Raw genomic sequence first — 17,684 nt, forward strand, 5'->3', positions numbered from 1 at the left:
TATCACTTGAACAAGCTTGATACTCCCACCACCAACTTGGCGAGAGTTCCAATAAAAAGCATTCTTTTTAGGAGTTAAAACAAAACTATCGTGCTCTGACCAGGTATAACTTTGTCCCTGTCGTACAAGTGTTATTCCTAAACTTTCTGCGACATCCACAATACTTTTTTGTTCAATTTCTTCTAACACTTTTTGTCGTTGTGCATGTGTCATTGGCATTTTCTGTTCCTCCTTTTTCTATTTTCTAAAAGAAAAAAACGCACGTCTTTTTAAACGTGTGTTTCTTCTTTCAGTTCACTTGTAATTTCTCCATGGTCAATAATATCTGTTGCCGAGATTTTATCCAAAATAGCTTCTTCATCAGTCATATGTCGGCGCCACGTATACCACTTATCATCAGTCGGTCCTGTTGCTAGTTCATCTGCTCGGTCATGCTGAAAAGCATAGAATTTTTTATCTTTAAAAACATGCTCTTTTGATATAAAAACCAGACACTCGTCTCCTCCAATAAGCGCAACTTCACTCCTGTCAATCAAATCGCGCCCGTATTTATCGCGATTTTCGGATCCTCCACCTTGATTTCCTTTATTCATGCTATGTTTCCGAATAGATAACGTTTGTTTCCCTGCACGCGCAGACAGATACTTGGTGGTTTCTTCTTCGTCTCCACCAAGGTATAGTAAACACGCACAGCCATTTAAAATGTTTTGCCACCCTTTTGGATACAAGGTTTGGAGTTGATTTAAGGATTGTAAAACAATGGTAAACGACATTTCTCGCTTACGAAACGTGGTCAACATTTTCTCAAAGTGAGGAATTCGGCCAATATTGGCAAATTCGTCAATTAAGAAACGGACATGTAGGAGTTCTTTTCCTTCTTCTAGTACTCGTTTTCCTAAACGTACTTGGTCTGATTTATTTCGTAACACTTCTCCGACTGTCGCAAACATCAACGCTGCAATAAAATTAAACGACGTATTAGTTTCAGGTATCGCAATAAACACCGCTGTTTTTTCTTCATTCCAGGAGTCAATATCCATCGTGTCTGTACGAATCATATTGACCACTTCTTCATGGTCAAAAACAGAGTAACGTGCAGCAGCTATCCCTAGAACGCTGGCTCTCGTTTCACTCTCATACAAATTGTTAAACAAGGTCCATTGTCGGTAAGCGTAGTTGTCAGGAATGGCCTCGTTTAACTCCTCAAACCATTCTTCCGCTGGGCTAGGTACATTTTTATCTTTTCGTTTTAGGTGGCGTAACATGTCCGCAATCATTCCTAAATGTGGCGTATAATCATTTCTGCGACCGTCAAACCATAAATACGCAATAAGAGAGCGAACCAATAAGCCTTCGGCTTTTATCCAAAAATCGTCCCCGGTCGTTTTTTCCACTTCTTTTGTTGCTTCGGTGACAGCTTCTAAAACTCGGTCCACGTCTAATTCGGAGTGCATATACTCAAAAACATTAAACGTATCACTATTTGACAACGTGTTTAAGTCTAAGACCTTAATCTTGTACTTTCCTTTTTTCAATAAAAGTCCAATCTCTGGCAATATCCCACCGTCTGGGTCTGTTGTGATAAAGCTGGCATGTCGTTGCATAAGATTGGTTTTGATAAAAGCTAACGTTTTGGCTGCTCCAGAGTCACCTAGAATGGCGATATTCTTATTTTTTTGTAGCTTGATTGGTAAACGTTTATTAAAAAGAGAAATTTTTACATGCTTACTAACAATAATATTGTTTTCAGGAATTGGATCTTCATATTTTTTCATTTCAGCAGGTGTAGCAAAACGAGCCGAACCGTATTCTTCTCCATGACGGTAGATTCCACGATCATTATCTCGCACATACATTAATAGCCCTAAAAGAAAACCAAGTACTCCTACACTAAATCCTAATAGACTTGGTGTTATAAAAAAACGATAAAAAGTTTGTTCGATATACGTCAGAATGTCTTTTGTAAAGAGATAATTCGTTTTTGAAAAATAGTCTGTCCCTGGTAACAGCCAAAAGAAATTTCCTATTCCAAAGCCAATCACAAATAGAAAAACACCAAGGTAGAGATACGGTTTCAGTTCTTTTTTGTACGTCTGCATTACAGTTTCCTTCCTTTTGTGATTGTTTTTGTTTGATCGATTTTACCCATGTATTTTTTATTGGCTGCAGTGTAGGCTAACCGTTCATCAAAAGTCATGGTATTTGGCTTACGCAAAATCATTTGTGGGTTCTTCTTAATATCCGTTAATACGCGTTCTAAGGCTTTCTTTGCAAGTTCCGTATCTTTTACTCGAAAATAGAAGTTAGTCCCTTCTTTGGTTTCTTTAAACGCAAAAGGAAGCCCTTGGGCTTCCAACTGTTCTTTTAACTTATTTAAATTTACTTTTTCATGAAGTTGCGCCGAAGTCAGTGGATCCTCACGATTCATTAGCTTATACAAATTATTTTCCCCTTTTAAAGGAAGAAACTTGTCTTTTAACGCCAATACACCATCACTGGATAAATTAAGCAGCACTTTTAATACTTTATCTAAAGTACTAGTACCTAAAACATAATAGCGGTGTACAATTTCTCTTTGTTCCACCAAAAATCTCCTCCTTTACAAAAAAAGACCAGCAATTTTTGCTAGTCTTTTTTTATGGTTCTACTTTTTTTATATGCCATAAACAATTGTAAGGGAAAGTGATAATCCTTATTTCTTAGCTAAAAGAGGCTTTTTACTAGCTAAGAAAAAGCTCTTTTTTATAAATAAAGTCCCTCTAGTTTCTTTGAAAATGTACTTAATTTTTGTTCTAAGTCATTGATTTCTTCCTGCTTAGTCGCAATCTCCTCGGTCAATGTGGCTAACTCGTCTTTTTTAAACTGAATCTTTTGTTCCAGAATTTTCTTCTGTGTTTCTTTATCGGCCGTTTCATCTGGTTGCTCTTTTAATTCAGTTGTTTCCTTTTCTTCAGTAGTAATAGTGGTTTTGTTGTTTTTCTCTAACTCTACAATATCCTGTGTTTCTTTATTTTTTTCTTCTGGCTTTACCTGATTTTCTACAGCTGAAGGCAATAGTTCTACAAAAGGAATCACTTTTTTTGTATCAAACGGATCTAAAAGATCATGAAAATAAGGATTATCTTCTAAAATTGGTAAATCTATACGCTTGCCATAAAGGATTTGGTCCTCTTGTTTTCCTTCTTTTATTTTTTCGACATAAAGCCACCCTTCTTCTTCCTTCTTAATAAGATCGTTGTTTACGCCAATCACATAACGAACAAGTGTAGCGGTAGAGTCGATCACCTCGCCTTTAATATTTTTTGAATGAAGAAGTTCATAGCGATAGGTTGTTTTATTCCCTATAAACACTTGCTTCACCACCTGCTTCTTTTTCACTCAACAACGTAGTCAATTCACTAAAAGATAAATTATTTTCTGTTAATAGAGCACTGACAATTTCCGCTTCTATTTGTTTCAATTCATTCTCTTTTTTAGCAATCGACTGTTTCAATGTATCGAGACGTTCATTGGCTTTATTAAGCTCTTTCTCCACTCGATCTTTCTTTTTTTCTAATTCACTCACTTTACTTTTCCCCACTGTTTGCACTCTCCTTTGCTGATTCTTCTGTCGTTACTACATGTGTATTATATGAATTTGGCTCCTCTTGTAATTCATTGGTAAGTGTTACTGGTGCCATTTTATCCACTAAAAAATTAGCGCCTTGTTTTACAAAGGTTAATTTCAGCGCTTCTTGATTGCTCTGATTTTTCAACGCTCCTTCATCATTATTTCGTTTGGTTCGTTGTGTATTCTTATACGTGACGTCCACAATGACTTCGTTGTTTTCAGTATCAATATAGATTTTATACGTATCAAGTACTTGATTGACTACATAGCCTTTATACGCTTGATTAACAGGCTGTTTTTCTACATTCACTAATTCGTTATACATGGCGCTTGTCACCAAAGGTTCATAGCGATTTCTATTTTCACCAAGATCTTTTTTTGTATAATACGCAATCAAAAATTTTTTTACCGTACTTGTTGTTAATTCCTCTTTTTTCTCAACTTTTACTTGTTTTTCATTGGTGTTTACTTGTTTTCTTTGCCCAACACTAAGCCCAATCAAAAAAATAAGCACAATAAGCAGTAAGCTGCCACCAACAAAGGCAATTTTCTTGTATCTACTTAATTTTTCCATATTATACATTGTTCTTATTGGTTCCTTTCTTTTTAGTTTAGGCGCATAAAGTATTCGCCTGCTTCTTTTTTTAAGACACGCCAATTCATAGAATACTCACCACTGACATTCATTTCAGAAATGACAAAACTACCATCAGAGTTTACATGCTCCACATAAGCCACGTGTCCATATTGCGTACTAGAACCAGCTACACCATTTGTAAAAATAACAGCATCCCCTTTTTTAGGAGTTGATTCAAGTGTCGCTCCTGGTGTTTGACTGTAGTTATGCACCCATTGATTGGCGTTTCCCATAGTAGGGTGAATGCTTTTTCCTAACTGTGCAAAACGATTAAATACATACCAAGTACAATTCCCTGGCGCATACGCATTGCCTGGCCAGCCTTGTCCTGCTTTTGTTTCTCTGTCTGTGGGTAATGGTTGCATTTTTTCTTTATACTGCGCAAAGACCTCACTCCCAGAACCACCGATTGGTGTACCCGATCGAGAAAAGAATGTAAACCAATTTTGTGCAGCTTGAATTCGTTCTCCTAACTTGTCTCCGGGATTTCCTTCCCAAACAGTTAGAAAATAAGTAGTAAGTTCTGGAATAGTTGCAGCCACCTTACTTCTTACTACATTGTCTGCTGCTGTTCGTGAACCTGGTGCATCGCCGTCAAAAATAAAGTCCAGCTGCAATTGCAGATCGTACCATTTTTTATTTTTACCTTTGGCATAGTCTAATAACAACGTATGCCTACGACCACCATCAGCTGTATCCGTCCACTGGCCTAAACCTAGTCCTCGATGGAGAATATTTGGAAAACGTCCCCCATAAATTTGCGGACCTCCCATAGAAAGCCAACTCGGTTCGTCCCACGAATTCCCATGCGCACCTACAGGCGGGTTCAAATAATCCCCTTCTGCACGTTTTGGATTAATGCCACTTTCTACCGAAAAATTCCCTAAAATCGCGCTAATTCCTTCTTTGGTGTATCCCTTTTTTGATAAATAATCATAAACAGCTTGCGCTCTTTTTTCGACACTTGCTCCAGGAGAAAAATCTGCACTTCCTAAAAGAGTCGTTTGCGTGTAGGTTACACGTGGAAAATAAAAGGCTGGATTTACAAAAAACCAGTCTTTCGTTTCTTTTTTATATTTTTCATACTGGAATGTAACTGTTGAATTCTTTGTATTCCCAAGAAATGTTCCTTCTTCAACATCCATACCTTTTGTTAGTCGAAGGGTATTCACACCACGAATCGTTAACCTAGCTACTTTCTCTTTTTCGATAACCAGTGTTTCTGTATCAGGCACCGAAACGATTTGGCCGTTCATTGGTGAATGAAACGGCTGATTAGCTTCAATCAATACATCAATGCCTTGATACAAGGTGAGCTTCTCTTTTGATTTGTCATAGCCATAGCGCTTATTGACAATTAAAGCGTCAGTTTTTACTGGAAAAGAAAGGAGATCATCCAATGTTTGGTAGCCTAACTCTTTTTTTATCTCTTGATAATGCTTTGCTTGTTCCTCTTCGATAAAATAACTTGATTTCTTATCTGTTTCTAAACTTTGCATTGTTTTCAACTGATAATCAGGTTTCTTTCCGTTTAATGCCGTCCATAAGTCAGATAGAATCGTTTCAAAATTCTTTGTACCAGTCGAATCCATATCTAATAATTTAAAATCATCGTACCGATAATTCATGTAGAAAAGAACATCATCGATATTGCTATAAAACTGGTTGTTATCGTCTGTATGTTGCGCATCTAATTTAGTAAAATACGTCCATGAAGCGGTTAAATCTTCCTCTTCTTGAACAATCGCTGGTTTTTGTGTACTACTTGCAACGCCACTCAATAAAAAAACAAGAAAAAGAACCAATAAAACAACCCAAGAAATTGGATTTTTTAGAATCAATGCAGCGACTTTCCCTAATGTCTTCTGACCATTAAAAAAAGAACGAATCAAGCCAATACCTTGTTCGGCTTTCTTCGCTTCTTTTGCTGCTTTAAAGCGCATAGCGCGATTCCGTAGTTGTTTCATAAGTTGTTTTTTTAACGTAAAGTCTTTTGGTGTACGCTGAAACCCACGTCCTCTTGAAAAGTTAAATAAGCGATTCCCCAATCCGTACGTATCTTTTGCAGTTTTCACCGAAAGATTCTTAACCGTTTTTCCTGTTTTCAAAGCTGTACGCATGTTAAATTTAGCTTGTTGTGTTTTTTCATAAAGGGTCATTGCTTCATTCAGTGTATCTTCCTGCGTTAACGTGGTTCGTACTTTTTGCGTCGCTTCTCTTTTCAACCCTTCCTTGGTTTCCCTTTTTACTTGGTTAACGACACGCGTTTCATCTACTTTTTTCGTTCGTTTGTAAGCAATTTTCTGTGCTTTTTTGCGTTTCTTTTGCTCTACAAATTTCTTTTTATCCAGTAAATGGTTAATACTTAATGGTTCCTTCCCTGTTTTCAAGGTGAGTTTATGTTTTTTTAGTGATTGCTTGTAATTTTTCTTAGAAAGTTTAAACTCCTTTTTAGTCGTCTTTAATGCTTTTTTTTGCAACTTCGTCGCTTCTCTTGATTTTAAGGTCAAATTTTTTCTAAGACGCTCTTCTACTTGAGTTTCAACATGTACTTTTTCTTTCCAAGTACGCTTATTTTCTACCATGTCCTCACATCCTAAGCGTCGGTATTCATAATTTCAAATAGATGTGTTTCTTTTGGAATAGGATTTTCAAACGGAACAACTACCCCACCTGCAGAAATTAGCCCCGTTCCTTGTGGGGCTCGATCATTGATATACTTCTTCAATGCAGGTGTCAGACTTAAAATTTCTACTAATCGTTGTGAATCAATTGGTTTTTGCCGTAATAAAATCAAAAATTCACTATTGGCAATCATTTTTTGCCCCGCTTTACTGTCTAATAACGTCGTAGGGTTTTGCGTGATACCTGTTGTCACGGCGCCATACTTACGAATACGCGCCCATAAATTTAAGAACCATTCTGCTTCTTCTTCCGTTGTGAAATTGACTTGTAATTCATCAAAATACAAACGTGACGTTACTTTTCCTTGTCCGGATACTACTTGTTTCCACAACTGATCTAAAATCACTTTCATGGCAAACTTTTTCAAGCGATCATCTAATTTTTTTGTATTAAAGACAATAAAGGGTGCCGTTAAGTCGATATTCGTTTGGTGCGCAAAGATATCTTGTGAACCCACACAATAGGTTTCCACTTTATTCGCTAATTCTTTGGCACCTTCATCCGTTTGTTCTTTTAAGATTCTAAACCAATCGACTAATGTTGGCTCTGTCTCTTTGTTTTCAAAGCGTTCATACGTCAACAACGTCACACGATCAACAAGTCCCGCATCCACGTCCGTATAGCTTTTTAGTAGCGATTCAAACATAGTGGATAACAAATTAGATTTTTCTTTAACTAAATCAAGTTCCTGGTCCTCTTCATCCAATAACTGCTTGTCTACCATTCCTAAAATATTCAAGTGGTTTTTTGTACCAGTTGAGATATCGAGTATTTCTGCATCCAATTCTTTCCCAATCGGTAAGTATTCACTTTCTGGATCAACAATTAAAAAGCGATCCTTCGGAAATTTTAAACGCGTTGAAAGAATTTCCCATTTGGTCGCCATTCCTTTACCAGAACCAGACGTTCCGAAAATAAGCCCACTTGGTGTAATTAAATCTTTTTTTCGGTCAATAGTAATCATGTTCTTCGTCAACTGATTCCGGCCATAAAACTGACCTGTTGGGCTTTGTAATTCCACATTGGTAAAAGGTACTTGTGTAGCAATATTTGTTGTTGTTAGATCACGCATATAACTCATTTCAACGTCTAAGTAAGGTTTTCCAATCGGTAAGATAGTATTGAGTGCTTCTTCTTTGTAATTGTCTACCGTATCAAACACAACTTGCCAGGTTGCTCCTACGTTTTTCACCGATTCAACAGCTTCTAAAAGTTCCTTTTCTGTTTCTGCAATTAGGAAAACTGAAAATAGGCCATTAAATAACTTTTGGCCATTATTTTTTATTTCATCCATTAACGCATTCGTTGTTTCTTGGATTTCCTTTGCTTCTCCTGAAATCGCATCCTCTGAAACACCACTTCTGAAGTTTTGCTTCTGTTGCTTTTGAATGGCAACATCATTTAATGTCTTGGTTCCCTGTATTGCCTTTCTGGCTTCCATCATGTCATAGGGTCTGGCATGAATGCTAATCGCTAACTCTCTTCCTGTAGCGCATAATTCTTTGATTAACTTATCTTCTAGGTATTTTGGGTATTGTTGAATGGTTAAAACAGCTGCGTAGTTTTCTCCTAACCGAAAATAAGCTTTATTGTTTGGAAACTTGATTTTACTTGGAACAATAAACGCTTTAGACGTTAGCCCTGATACGGCAATATCTTGGTAGCTTGTGCCAAAATATTGTCCGTGGCGCAAAAAATAGCTGAACAAAGACAATCGCTCTAAGCCAGTCATTGGGGTTACCTCTAATTTAATTTGGTTAGCTTCAAAACGATTGGCAAAGTTCTGCATGATTCCTTCTAACTCTTTGTTAGCTTGTTTCATGGACGAACTTTTTGTGGTGAAAATAGCATATTTTTCAATCTTAAAGTTTCGCTCGTCTTGTTCATACTGCTTCGTAATAATTTCATTGATTTCTTGACGGTAGTTATCTAAGTGATCTCCCTGATACGCCAATAAAACGTCTTCCATCAACGACTCTTCTTCTCTTTTATTAACAACCAGCAGCTGATACCGAGAGTTTTTGTCTAGTGTATTTAACCCTTCTGCATACCCCATTACCGTGTTTAATTGATCTTCTTCTACAGCAATTTCGTAGTCCACTTCTCCAAGTTTATAGCATTTAGAAAACTCATCCTCTACAATGTGCATGAGCCCTTCTTCAAACTGACTCGTATAAAAAATACTCTCCTGTACGGTAGGATTTGCTTGTTGCTGTACACGTTTTTTTACTTTTTTATCTACTTTTTCAACGTTACTAGATAACGTCTGTTTCTTTGATTGTTTCTTTTTGAACAAATTCATTCTTTTGATACCTCCTTATTTTCCCAGCCTGAAAGGTTCGTTCCTCATAATAAAAGCGTAAGTAAAAAGCTCTTTTTACTTCTTTCCACTTATTCATCATTAATAAAACGGGATACCACCCTAACGCAAACGAGGTGACTAACGCACAAACCATAAATAAAAGATCAGGCAAAAAAAATACTTCTAACAGAAGAAGTATCCCTATAAAAACAAAGCAAACATATGCTTTAAATTCTCTGACTGTAATTCCCCAGATTTTTTTCTCTACTTTTGATAGATCTTTATAAAATTCTGAACTAATCGCCATTTTACATCGCTCCTACTAATCGTTTGGCAAATCCTTGTGAACCAACTAGAAGAATAATCACTGCCACATATTTTAAAATTAACGCACAATACGTCATGATATTAAGTACAAATGCACTAGCATTCGCCCATATACCTCCATCAAATGAAGCAAACGAAAGGTAATCATTCGCCGTTAAAATTGGAATAAGCCCCATTAATAGAACCAGTAAAGCACCTTGTAAAGCATACGCCATAATTTGTTTCATGTAGCCCATGGCAATCGAACGTAATTCATCATGAACAAAAAACGCCACAAACAATGGCGCAAGGGCTTTAATCATATACAATTGTACCCCTCGTAAGAAAATAAGGATTTTCGTTATCACACTCGATAACCATAGTGCTAGGTAAGCAAATACCTCAAATAGACCTACAATCGGTTTTGCCCACCAGGAGACTTTCCCCACTTGTGGGATCGCTTCACTGGTTCCTGTTGCTGTTACAATGGAATTAATCCATTTGGCTGCTTGAATTGTAAACCAGACAATGCCATCAATAATGTAGCCAGAGCCCATAATACAGACATACGCGATCACATATTTCAATGCAATGTTAGTTAATAACTCGATTGTCAAACCACCGTCTTCTGATTGAAATTTCTTTTGGGTATTCGATAATTCAATCATAAAAAGAATGCCTAAAATAGCGATTCCTAAAGGGACTAGGACTTTCGCTATTTTAGACATGGCTTCATTCGTTGCTGGATTGTATTCAGCTAGACTTTTAAATAGCTGATCGGTCGTTCCTTTTGGAATGTTCATTGCTTCCCCTCCGCTCAGTTAGCTATTTCTTGCGAGTTTTCAAACGTTAGAGGATCTATCCCTAGCTTTTCTAATTTTTTGTGATAAAATCTATGGATTTCTGCTTCCTTAACAGTGAAATCCAATAAGTTAGTCTCGCAAACCTCAAACACGCCTGTATAACTTATTTCATCATCATTGACAATGAGCTCTCCATTCTCATCAAATGAAAAGCATCCTCGACTCTGAATAATTGCCTGTGGCGCATTTTCTTCTTCTACAACTTCCCATTCAGTTTGACCGTTGACTATCATTTCTACTAATAGCTTCATTTTTTTCCTCCTTTTAAAAACGAATAGCTCCTACCTGTGTAATAACATAGGCGACTACCCCACCAATTGCTAAAATAACAGCCCCACCAACAACTACTTTTTCTATTCCTTTATCAAGCGTACGTGGATCATCATTCGACATACCTGAACGAATTTCTTTCACGCCAAACATAATACTAACTGCTGAAACAAGTCCAATGATTCCTCCAATTAGTGTAATAATTTTTGTGACTATATCCATAGTTTTGTCTCTCCTTCAGTTTTTATATTCTAAGAAATGGCTTATTTTACCAATCTTCTTCAGTATTGCTTTCTGAAAACTCCATTTCTTCGCTTTCTTCAAATTCATCCTGAGTTAAAAAATTTGTTACCGCATGTTTAACTTTCCCTTTATACTCTTGTTCTTCAACCTGAATATAGACATCTTTACCTTTCAGAAATTCAAAAGTTTCTCGATTATAGCCAAAATCAACGTCTGGAATCTCTACACCGTTGTCTTGGATACTGGCTAAAATATAGCGTAAATTATCTTCAGTATAATCATTCCCGAAGGTAAGAAAATAAACCCCTTTTTCGTTACTTTTTCCCAAAAGAGAGAGTAAAAACATATCATTCCCTTTTTGAGACCGTTTCTTTTGAACTTTTTCAATTACTGCCGCGTGCGTGCCTAACTCAAACTCCTTGATTTGTGACTCTCTTTTTAATGGACGTTCATATTTCATAGAATTGCCTCCTTAATTATTATTCATTAATAGTAAATTCTTTTTCTTCTGGAAGTTCTGTTACTTGATAATTATTGTTTTTCTTTTCCATAGCCACTTTCATTTGACGAATTTCAGTTTCTTCTTTAGCCACTTTCAAGGTAACGACGTACGTAAGGAGCCATTGGTTTCCTTCTTTTTTTGATTCCCAAAGAAATAGCGTTCTTATTTGTTCTTTAGACCCCTTAATCTCTTTGAGTACTCCTTCAGAAACATACTTTTTAACTTGCTTTTGCGTGGCTTTGTCACTCTCTTCACCAGAGTACAGACTAGATAAGAAAAACCGAGCAACAACATCAACTTGTGGTTGTTCATGTACTTGTTCTTGTAAATGTATTAATCGTTCCTCTAACTTAGAATCATTTTGGCTCGTTGGTTTACTTTGAGAACCAAATGACGCACCTGTAAAAACACCTACTGCTAAAAATATAAGTAAAGCCACTGAGAAATAGCTATAGCGAGAAATTGTTGTAAAAACAGTTGATTTTTGTTGCTTTTCTGCTTTCTTTTTTAAAGAACCTGTTGAACGGCCTACTCTCTTCGGCTTATTACTCACATTTCTTTTGAACAGGTGAAGAAACGCTTCTAAATCTTCTTGTCTTACTTCTTCATTGGTTTCTACAGTCTGTACCATGTTTTGGAGGACAGTTTCCTCAACTACCGGCAAAGTCATTGTTTCTCTTACAAAAGCTTTCTCGTCTGTCACGTTGTAATAAATCTCATACGTAATTAGAATTCGATCCGTCGATTTTTTTAAAGCCGCATTGATTTTTGTTAACTGTTCAATACCTTGTACCAGGTCAATTTTTCTATTAAACCCTAATTCATTTAGTAATACATGACTTTGCTTTGTAGTAAATAAAATAAACAAGCAAAGCACCTCCTTTCCTCACAGAAATTTATCGAAATTACTCTTTCTGATTAAGCTTTTTTCTTATTCTTTTTAAAGAAAAAGAAGCCTGAAATTAATACAAAAAAGCTTCCCAATACAGAGAAAAGGAGTGTGAATTTCTCTCCTGTATGTGGCAATACTTTCATTTTTCCATCACTTGCTTTTACCTCAACGTTTCCGCTAGGTAAAACCTTATACGAGCTGCTAATTGGTTTTAATCCTTCTGGTGTTTTGGTTAACGGAACACCTTTATCTACTGCTACAATTTCTTCCCCAGCTTCTGTTGTAATTGGAGTAGTTTCACTTGGTACATGTGTTACCTCCGCTAAGTTGCTTGTTTCAATAGGAATACTTGGTTGTGTTCCTGCCGATTGATTCGTTTTATCAATTTCTCCACTAGGTGTAACGACTACGTCTATTGGTTTAGTGGGCTGTTCAGGAGTTTTTGGTGTTTCTGGTTCTGCTGGTTTTTCTGGAATCACTGGTTGAGTTGGTTCTTTCGGTTGTTCTGGAGTAACAGGTTTTTCTGGTTCGCTTGGTGTTGTAGGCTCGGTTGGTTGACTAGGTTCTGTTGGCTCGCTTGGTTCAGTCGGTTCAACCGGCGTTCCAGGATCAATTGGCGTTGTTGGTTCTGTTGGCTTTTCTGGCTCACTCGGTGTTGTAGGCTCGGTTGGCTTGCTAGGTTCTGTTGGATCAGTTGGTATTACTGGCGGTTCTGCAGGATCCACCGGCTCAGTAGGATTCGTAGGTTCACTAGAATCAGTTGGTTCGGTAATTGGTGGAGTTGCTGGATCTGTTGGTCCTAAATCGTCAGCGAATGCTGTTATACTTCCGCCACCGAATACTAGTACTGCACTAAACAAGCTTGATAAAATAATTTTTTTCATTGTAATTTCCTCCAAATAATTTTTTATTTATGATTTTAAAGTTTCGCCGAAGATCTCTTCAAAAACCCCTCTATTAATGGGCGTTTTGATAAAAAAGACAGGCACATTGATTCTGCCTAAATTTGGTTTCACATAGATACTTTTTTCTGGATATACTTCTAATGCCAGAGATTTTCCGTTTTTAATGATATTCAACGTGGTGATCTCCTGAATGCTTTCTTCGGTAATTTGTTTGTTGTACCACATTTCCATTGCTCGTGTATTCTTTAATCGAACTTTAACTAACTTACCTGTGTTTCCTCTCCACTGTAAGGTCAAATCTTTTTCTTGGATGGCAATTTCTTTCATCCCCTTTGCCTCTCTTTCTGCGACTACTGCTTCCAATTTTTCCCCTCCATAACTAAAAAAAGAAGGACAATCAGTTCGTCCTTCTTTTCGTCTTCAATTATTTTGTTTCTTTTTTACGTTTAAATCCTAAGCCTGCTAAACCAAGCATTGTAACTAAGCTACCAGCTACTGTTAATAAGACATTTTGTTTTTCGCCTGTTTTCGGCAATTCTGGCACTACACTTGCCTTTTCTACCACTAATGGCTCTACTGGTGCTTGCGGTGTTTTTGGTGCTGGTGGTACAATCACTGTTTTTTCTGGTGGCGTTTGTGGTTTTTCTGGCGTATGTGTCACTACCGTATTAGTTTTAATCTTCTCATTGTTGAAAGATTCTTCGATTGTGTTGTAAACGTCTCCTGCCGCAATTCGTTCTACACCAATGAACGCTTTCCATGAGTGTGCAACGTGTTTGTTTTCTTTTAGATTCATCGCATCTAAAAAGGCTTGACTGGCCGTGATTTTCACTACCCCTTGTTCAAAGGTCATCGTGAATAGTTTCGAAATGTCATCCCCTTTATTCACTTTGGTTCCGTCTGCTAAAACAAAATTAGAATTGGCAAACACAGACCATTGGCCACTAAATTTGTCATGTTTGACGTCTAGTTTGTCACTAAGCGACCATTCTTCCACAAGTCCCGCATATTCTGCAGGAATGTCACTACTTGTGAATTCATAGAAGAATTTCTCCCCTAATTTGATTGTAGCGCCATTTTGACTTTGTTTGTCACCGACTTTAATAACCACGTCTTTTTTAGGGTTCACTTTTGGAATATGGTTGACAACGGTATTGGTTTTAATTCGTTGACCAAATGTATTTTGCTCCGCTGAATTATAAACATTCCCAGAAACATTGGCTTTGACTTTTGTAGGGAGCGTTACACGCAATTCTTGCCCACCATACGCTAGAATAAAGGCTTGTGGGTCTTTGGCAGAGATTGTCACCGTGCCTTTGGCATCGTCCCAAGAGATCGTGAACTGGTTCGTAATATCTACCCCTTTAGAATCTTTGACACGAAGTAAGTCTTTGATTGGTGTCACTTTCGTTTCATCGTAATCATCGAAGAAAGAAACGCCTGTCGCAAGATTGACTGTGTCAAAAGCAAAGTCTTTATCGTACCCTTTTAAGTCCCAGGTCATTTCATAAGAAAGAACATCACCACGAGCAACTTTTCCATGGTTAATATCTTCCCCTTTTTTGTTATGAACGGCTTTAGTTGGTTTTGGATCATCAGGCGTATGTGTCACCACCGTATTAGAACGAACAAGCTCTTTGTTGTAGTTTTCTGTTTGCGTGTTTTCTACATCACCTGTTTTGATCCGTTCGACTTCCAGATACACAGACCAAGCTTGTTTGCCTACTTTATTGCTTCCTTCATTTAAGGCGGCCAATAATGCTTGATTCATCGTAAAAGTAAGATCTTGTCCATCTTTATTTGTCAATTCAATATATTTTGTAATATCTGAACCTGCTTTAAGGGTTTCTTTACCAATTTTAATATCATAGTTCGTAATAGCGTGCCATTTTCCTGTGAAACGATCATGGGTCGTGTCCAAGACATCATTCATGCCCCATTCTTCTGTGACTCCGCCATAGTTGGCTGGACGTTCGGAAGACTTCACTTCATAATAAATTTTTGTTTGTAACGGAATATCTTTATCATGTAGAGAAACACTGCCAACTGTACCGTTTTTATCTGCTTTTACATCTTTGGAAGGATTACTACCTGGCACATGGTTAATCACTGTATTTGTTACCGTTTCACCATCGTTTGTTAATTGAACAGCTGTATTTTCAAAATCACCTTCTACATTTTTCACTACAAACGGCAAGACAAGTAAATATTTATACCCCATTGCTAAAACAACGGAACCGTCTGCGTTGGTTTTCATCATTGCTGTGACGGTGTTTTGATCTAAATTAAGATCATAAGAAGCAGTCACGTCTTTAGCTTTTCCTGAATTAAACGCTGCAGCAACAGCTTTTAAGTCTTTCTCGTTTAGACTTGCGTCTGATTGATAAACCTTCACTTTAGATAAATCAATCGTCACTTTTTCTGCATCAAAGGTATCTCGAATCCCTTGTTTTGTTACTGTTTTTGGATCTACTTTAGCAAGTTCTGTCGTATCCCCTGTCACAATGTATTGTAAAGAGTCGCCACGTTTCACATTTAAATCATTGATATTTTTCTGACCATCAGTGACTTCTTTGTTCGGAACAAGAACAGGAACGACATTGGCTTTGTATCCATTAAATTCAATCGTTGCTTTAACTGGTTCTTTAGGACTATTAAATTGTCTCTTCGGTGTTACAGATTTTGCATTTAAGTTGGTACTAAAGGCAAACCATTGCGCACTAGATACAGGCACGTTACTTTTTCCTTTTGTTGTCATACCAAAAGAAAAGGAAATACGCCCATTGGCTAAACCAACACCTGAACCAAAGTACGCATTCTTGTGACCTACAGCATCCCAATCACTATTTTTCAATCCAGAAGGTCCTGTGCCATAGTCAATATCTTCCGGTGAGTAAAATTTTCCATCCGCTTGTTTTTTCACATACGAACCATTAATGTATTTGAACGCATTGTTCGCGCCAAAATCAGAAACAAATTCCGCATGCCCACCTTTATTCGTTAAACTTGAATTTAAAGAAGACAGCGCATACGCAAATGGACTATCTTTATCTGGTAGTACTTCTTTACCTGACGCATCAAAGAACTTAATCGTTAAGCGTGTTTTAACATCCTTACCATTGACTCTGTTTGTACCAATAAAAGCCGTGATAATCGGATCGTTTGAAAATACTGCATTTAACGTTCCACTTTGGCTTGGTGATGATTGTAGCTCATAAACAAATTCTGCTTTTGTAATTTTGCGCCCTAAGTAACTAGCGTTTAGCCCTGTATAGGTCACTGTCACTGGTTTGTTTTTTTCTAAAAGAACCGCATAACCCCCATTAGCTCCAAGGTTTACCTCTTTGACAAAGGAATTCTGGAAGTTGCCAGTAGCTTTTCCGCCCATATCTTTCCGTAATTTCGTAAAGATATCTTTTGAATCCCCTGCATTTACTTTATTAAAATCAGTTGCTTTGATAAATTTTCCGCCTTTAATCGACGAAATTTTAGTGTCTTTCGTCACGACAGATTGATCAAACACTAGGTTTTTACTAATCGCTTCATTGACATAGCTGTTTTCGTTCTTATGCTTGTTGTATTCAGCGACTTCTTTTTCATAACGCTCTTTTTCCGCTTTGTTTTTTGCCGCAATTTCTGCATTTTCTTTGGCAATTTTTTCATTTTTGGCTTTTAATTCAGCTGCTTGTTGGGCAATCTTTTTCGCTTGTTCTTTTTGTAGTTGGTCTACTTCTTTTTCTTTTGCAGCTAAATCTTTAGAAGAAACGTTGCCTAAGTCTTCTGCTGGTTTTTCAACAACGGTAATGTTCGGATCTTTTTTCGCTTCATCAACTGCTTTGTCAACGTCTGGTGTTTCAAATTCTTTAGGAATGGACGTTGATTTGTTGGCTTCATTTTCAGCTGGTGCAACTTCTGTTGGCTGTCCTAGAGGCTCATTGTTTGTTTCAGGGCTGACTACTGGTTGTTCTTGTGCTGATTTTTCTGCTTCTGCTGTTGGTTGTTGCGCGTTTGTGGTATCATTTGGGGTAGCTGAACTTTGTTCAGTACCTTTATTTTCTGGCGCTACTTCTTCTACTTTGGTCGGTTGAGAAGTAGTGTCTTTTTGTACTGGTGCTTCTTCAGATACTTCTGTCTTAGGTATTGTACTACCTACCTGTGGATCGGGATTATCAGGTTGCCCCATGGTTGTTTCTGGTTGCGTATCTAATTCCGCGGCTTGTACATTATCAGTAGCTAATCCTACAACTCCTAACACGCCTAGAAAAAGAATAGGGGCTACCACCCAATGCTTCTTTGCCTTATACATTTTAAAACGTTTTTTTACTTCAGTCTGTTGATTCATGTATCATTCTCCTCGATTTTTTTTATTTTTTTGTTTGTAAAATAGCTCATGAAACACAAGGGGCTCGTTGCTTTTTCATTGTCATTTCCCTCCTTACTAAAAAAAGAGAACCGAAAGCATCTTCGAT

At 37.3% G+C, this 17,684-nt stretch carries 16 protein-coding genes and 1 pseudogene; all 17 read right to left on the reverse strand.

Annotated features, from left to right (window positions below; translation table 11 throughout):
* Positions 1-219 (reverse strand): annotated as a pseudogene (locus IGJ52_RS13975) (ArdC-like ssDNA-binding domain-containing protein); the annotation flags it as partial.
* A 50-nt stretch (positions 220-269) separates the two neighbouring features.
* Complete coding sequence (locus IGJ52_RS13980) at positions 270-2,099, reverse strand: VirD4-like conjugal transfer protein, CD1115 family (RefSeq protein WP_438792244.1); 1,830 nt, start codon at positions 2,097-2,099, stop codon at positions 270-272.
* Positions 2,099-2,584 carry a PcfB family protein gene (locus IGJ52_RS13985; RefSeq protein WP_010784824.1) on the reverse strand — a complete coding sequence of 162 codons (486 nt, stop codon included), beginning with the start codon at positions 2,582-2,584 and terminating at the stop codon, positions 2,099-2,101. Before IGJ52_RS13985 ends, IGJ52_RS13980 begins: the two co-directional genes overlap by 1 nt.
* A gap of 158 nt (positions 2,585-2,742) precedes the next feature.
* Positions 2,743-3,351 (reverse strand): PcfA protein, encoded by a 609-nt coding sequence (locus IGJ52_RS13990; protein WP_438792245.1) that lies wholly within the window; start codon positions 3,349-3,351, stop codon positions 2,743-2,745.
* Positions 3,335-3,580 carry a hypothetical protein gene (locus tag IGJ52_RS13995; RefSeq protein ID WP_002370356.1) on the reverse strand — a complete coding sequence of 82 codons (246 nt, stop codon included), beginning with the start codon at positions 3,578-3,580 and terminating at the stop codon, positions 3,335-3,337. The genes IGJ52_RS13990 and IGJ52_RS13995 overlap by 17 nt, the downstream gene beginning before the upstream one ends.
* Positions 3,567-4,193, reverse strand: a complete 627-nt coding sequence (locus IGJ52_RS14000) for a hypothetical protein (RefSeq protein ID WP_010831027.1) — start codon at positions 4,191-4,193, stop codon at positions 3,567-3,569. The genes IGJ52_RS13995 and IGJ52_RS14000 overlap by 14 nt, the downstream gene beginning before the upstream one ends.
* A gap of 23 nt (positions 4,194-4,216) precedes the next feature.
* A complete protein-coding gene (locus tag IGJ52_RS14005; protein WP_075582947.1) occupies positions 4,217-6,832 on the reverse strand; it encodes a phage tail tip lysozyme in 2,616 nt (871 codons plus the stop codon).
* An 11-nt stretch (positions 6,833-6,843) separates the two neighbouring features.
* Positions 6,844-9,234: a VirB4-like conjugal transfer ATPase, CD1110 family gene (locus IGJ52_RS14010; protein WP_002365863.1), complete on the reverse strand. Its 2,391-nt coding sequence runs from the start codon at positions 9,232-9,234 to the stop codon at positions 6,844-6,846.
* On the reverse strand, positions 9,188-9,541 hold the full coding sequence (locus IGJ52_RS14015; protein ID WP_002365862.1) for a PrgI family mobile element protein: 354 nt from the start codon (positions 9,539-9,541) through the stop codon (positions 9,188-9,190). The genes IGJ52_RS14010 and IGJ52_RS14015 overlap by 47 nt, the downstream gene beginning before the upstream one ends.
* A 1-nt stretch (position 9,542) precedes the next feature.
* Positions 9,543-10,343 carry a type IV secretion system protein gene (locus IGJ52_RS14020; protein WP_002382799.1) on the reverse strand — a complete coding sequence of 267 codons (801 nt, stop codon included), beginning with the start codon at positions 10,341-10,343 and terminating at the stop codon, positions 9,543-9,545.
* A gap of 14 nt (positions 10,344-10,357) precedes the next feature.
* Positions 10,358-10,654 carry a hypothetical protein gene (locus tag IGJ52_RS14025; protein WP_002365860.1) on the reverse strand — a complete coding sequence of 99 codons (297 nt, stop codon included), beginning with the start codon at positions 10,652-10,654 and terminating at the stop codon, positions 10,358-10,360.
* A gap of 13 nt (positions 10,655-10,667) precedes the next feature.
* Positions 10,668-10,895 carry a hypothetical protein gene (locus IGJ52_RS14030; RefSeq protein ID WP_002365858.1) on the reverse strand — a complete coding sequence of 76 codons (228 nt, stop codon included), beginning with the start codon at positions 10,893-10,895 and terminating at the stop codon, positions 10,668-10,670.
* Between the two features lie 46 nt (positions 10,896-10,941).
* Positions 10,942-11,376: a hypothetical protein gene (locus tag IGJ52_RS14035; protein ID WP_002365857.1), complete on the reverse strand. Its 435-nt coding sequence runs from the start codon at positions 11,374-11,376 to the stop codon at positions 10,942-10,944.
* 19 nt (positions 11,377-11,395) lie between these two features.
* Complete coding sequence (locus IGJ52_RS14040; protein WP_025188321.1) at positions 11,396-12,295, reverse strand: hypothetical protein; 900 nt, start codon at positions 12,293-12,295, stop codon at positions 11,396-11,398.
* A gap of 41 nt (positions 12,296-12,336) precedes the next feature.
* Positions 12,337-13,194, reverse strand: a complete 858-nt coding sequence (gene prgC / locus IGJ52_RS14045; protein ID WP_002367673.1) for a pheromone response LPXTG-anchored adhesin PrgC — start codon at positions 13,192-13,194, stop codon at positions 12,337-12,339.
* A 27-nt stretch (positions 13,195-13,221) separates the two neighbouring features.
* Positions 13,222-13,578, reverse strand: a complete 357-nt coding sequence (prgU, locus tag IGJ52_RS14050; protein ID WP_115252314.1) for a pheromone response system RNA-binding regulator PrgU — start codon at positions 13,576-13,578, stop codon at positions 13,222-13,224.
* A 61-nt stretch (positions 13,579-13,639) separates the two neighbouring features.
* Positions 13,640-17,557, reverse strand: coding sequence for an LPXTG-anchored aggregation substance (locus tag IGJ52_RS14055; protein ID WP_438792246.1), 3,918 nt, complete (start codon positions 17,555-17,557; stop codon positions 13,640-13,642).
* Positions 17,558-17,684: the final 127 nt, after the last annotated feature.

It is taken from the genome of Enterococcus sp. DIV1758 (assembly GCF_051711985.1).
GTDB classification, from domain to species: domain Bacteria; phylum Bacillota; class Bacilli; order Lactobacillales; family Enterococcaceae; genus Enterococcus; species Enterococcus faecalis.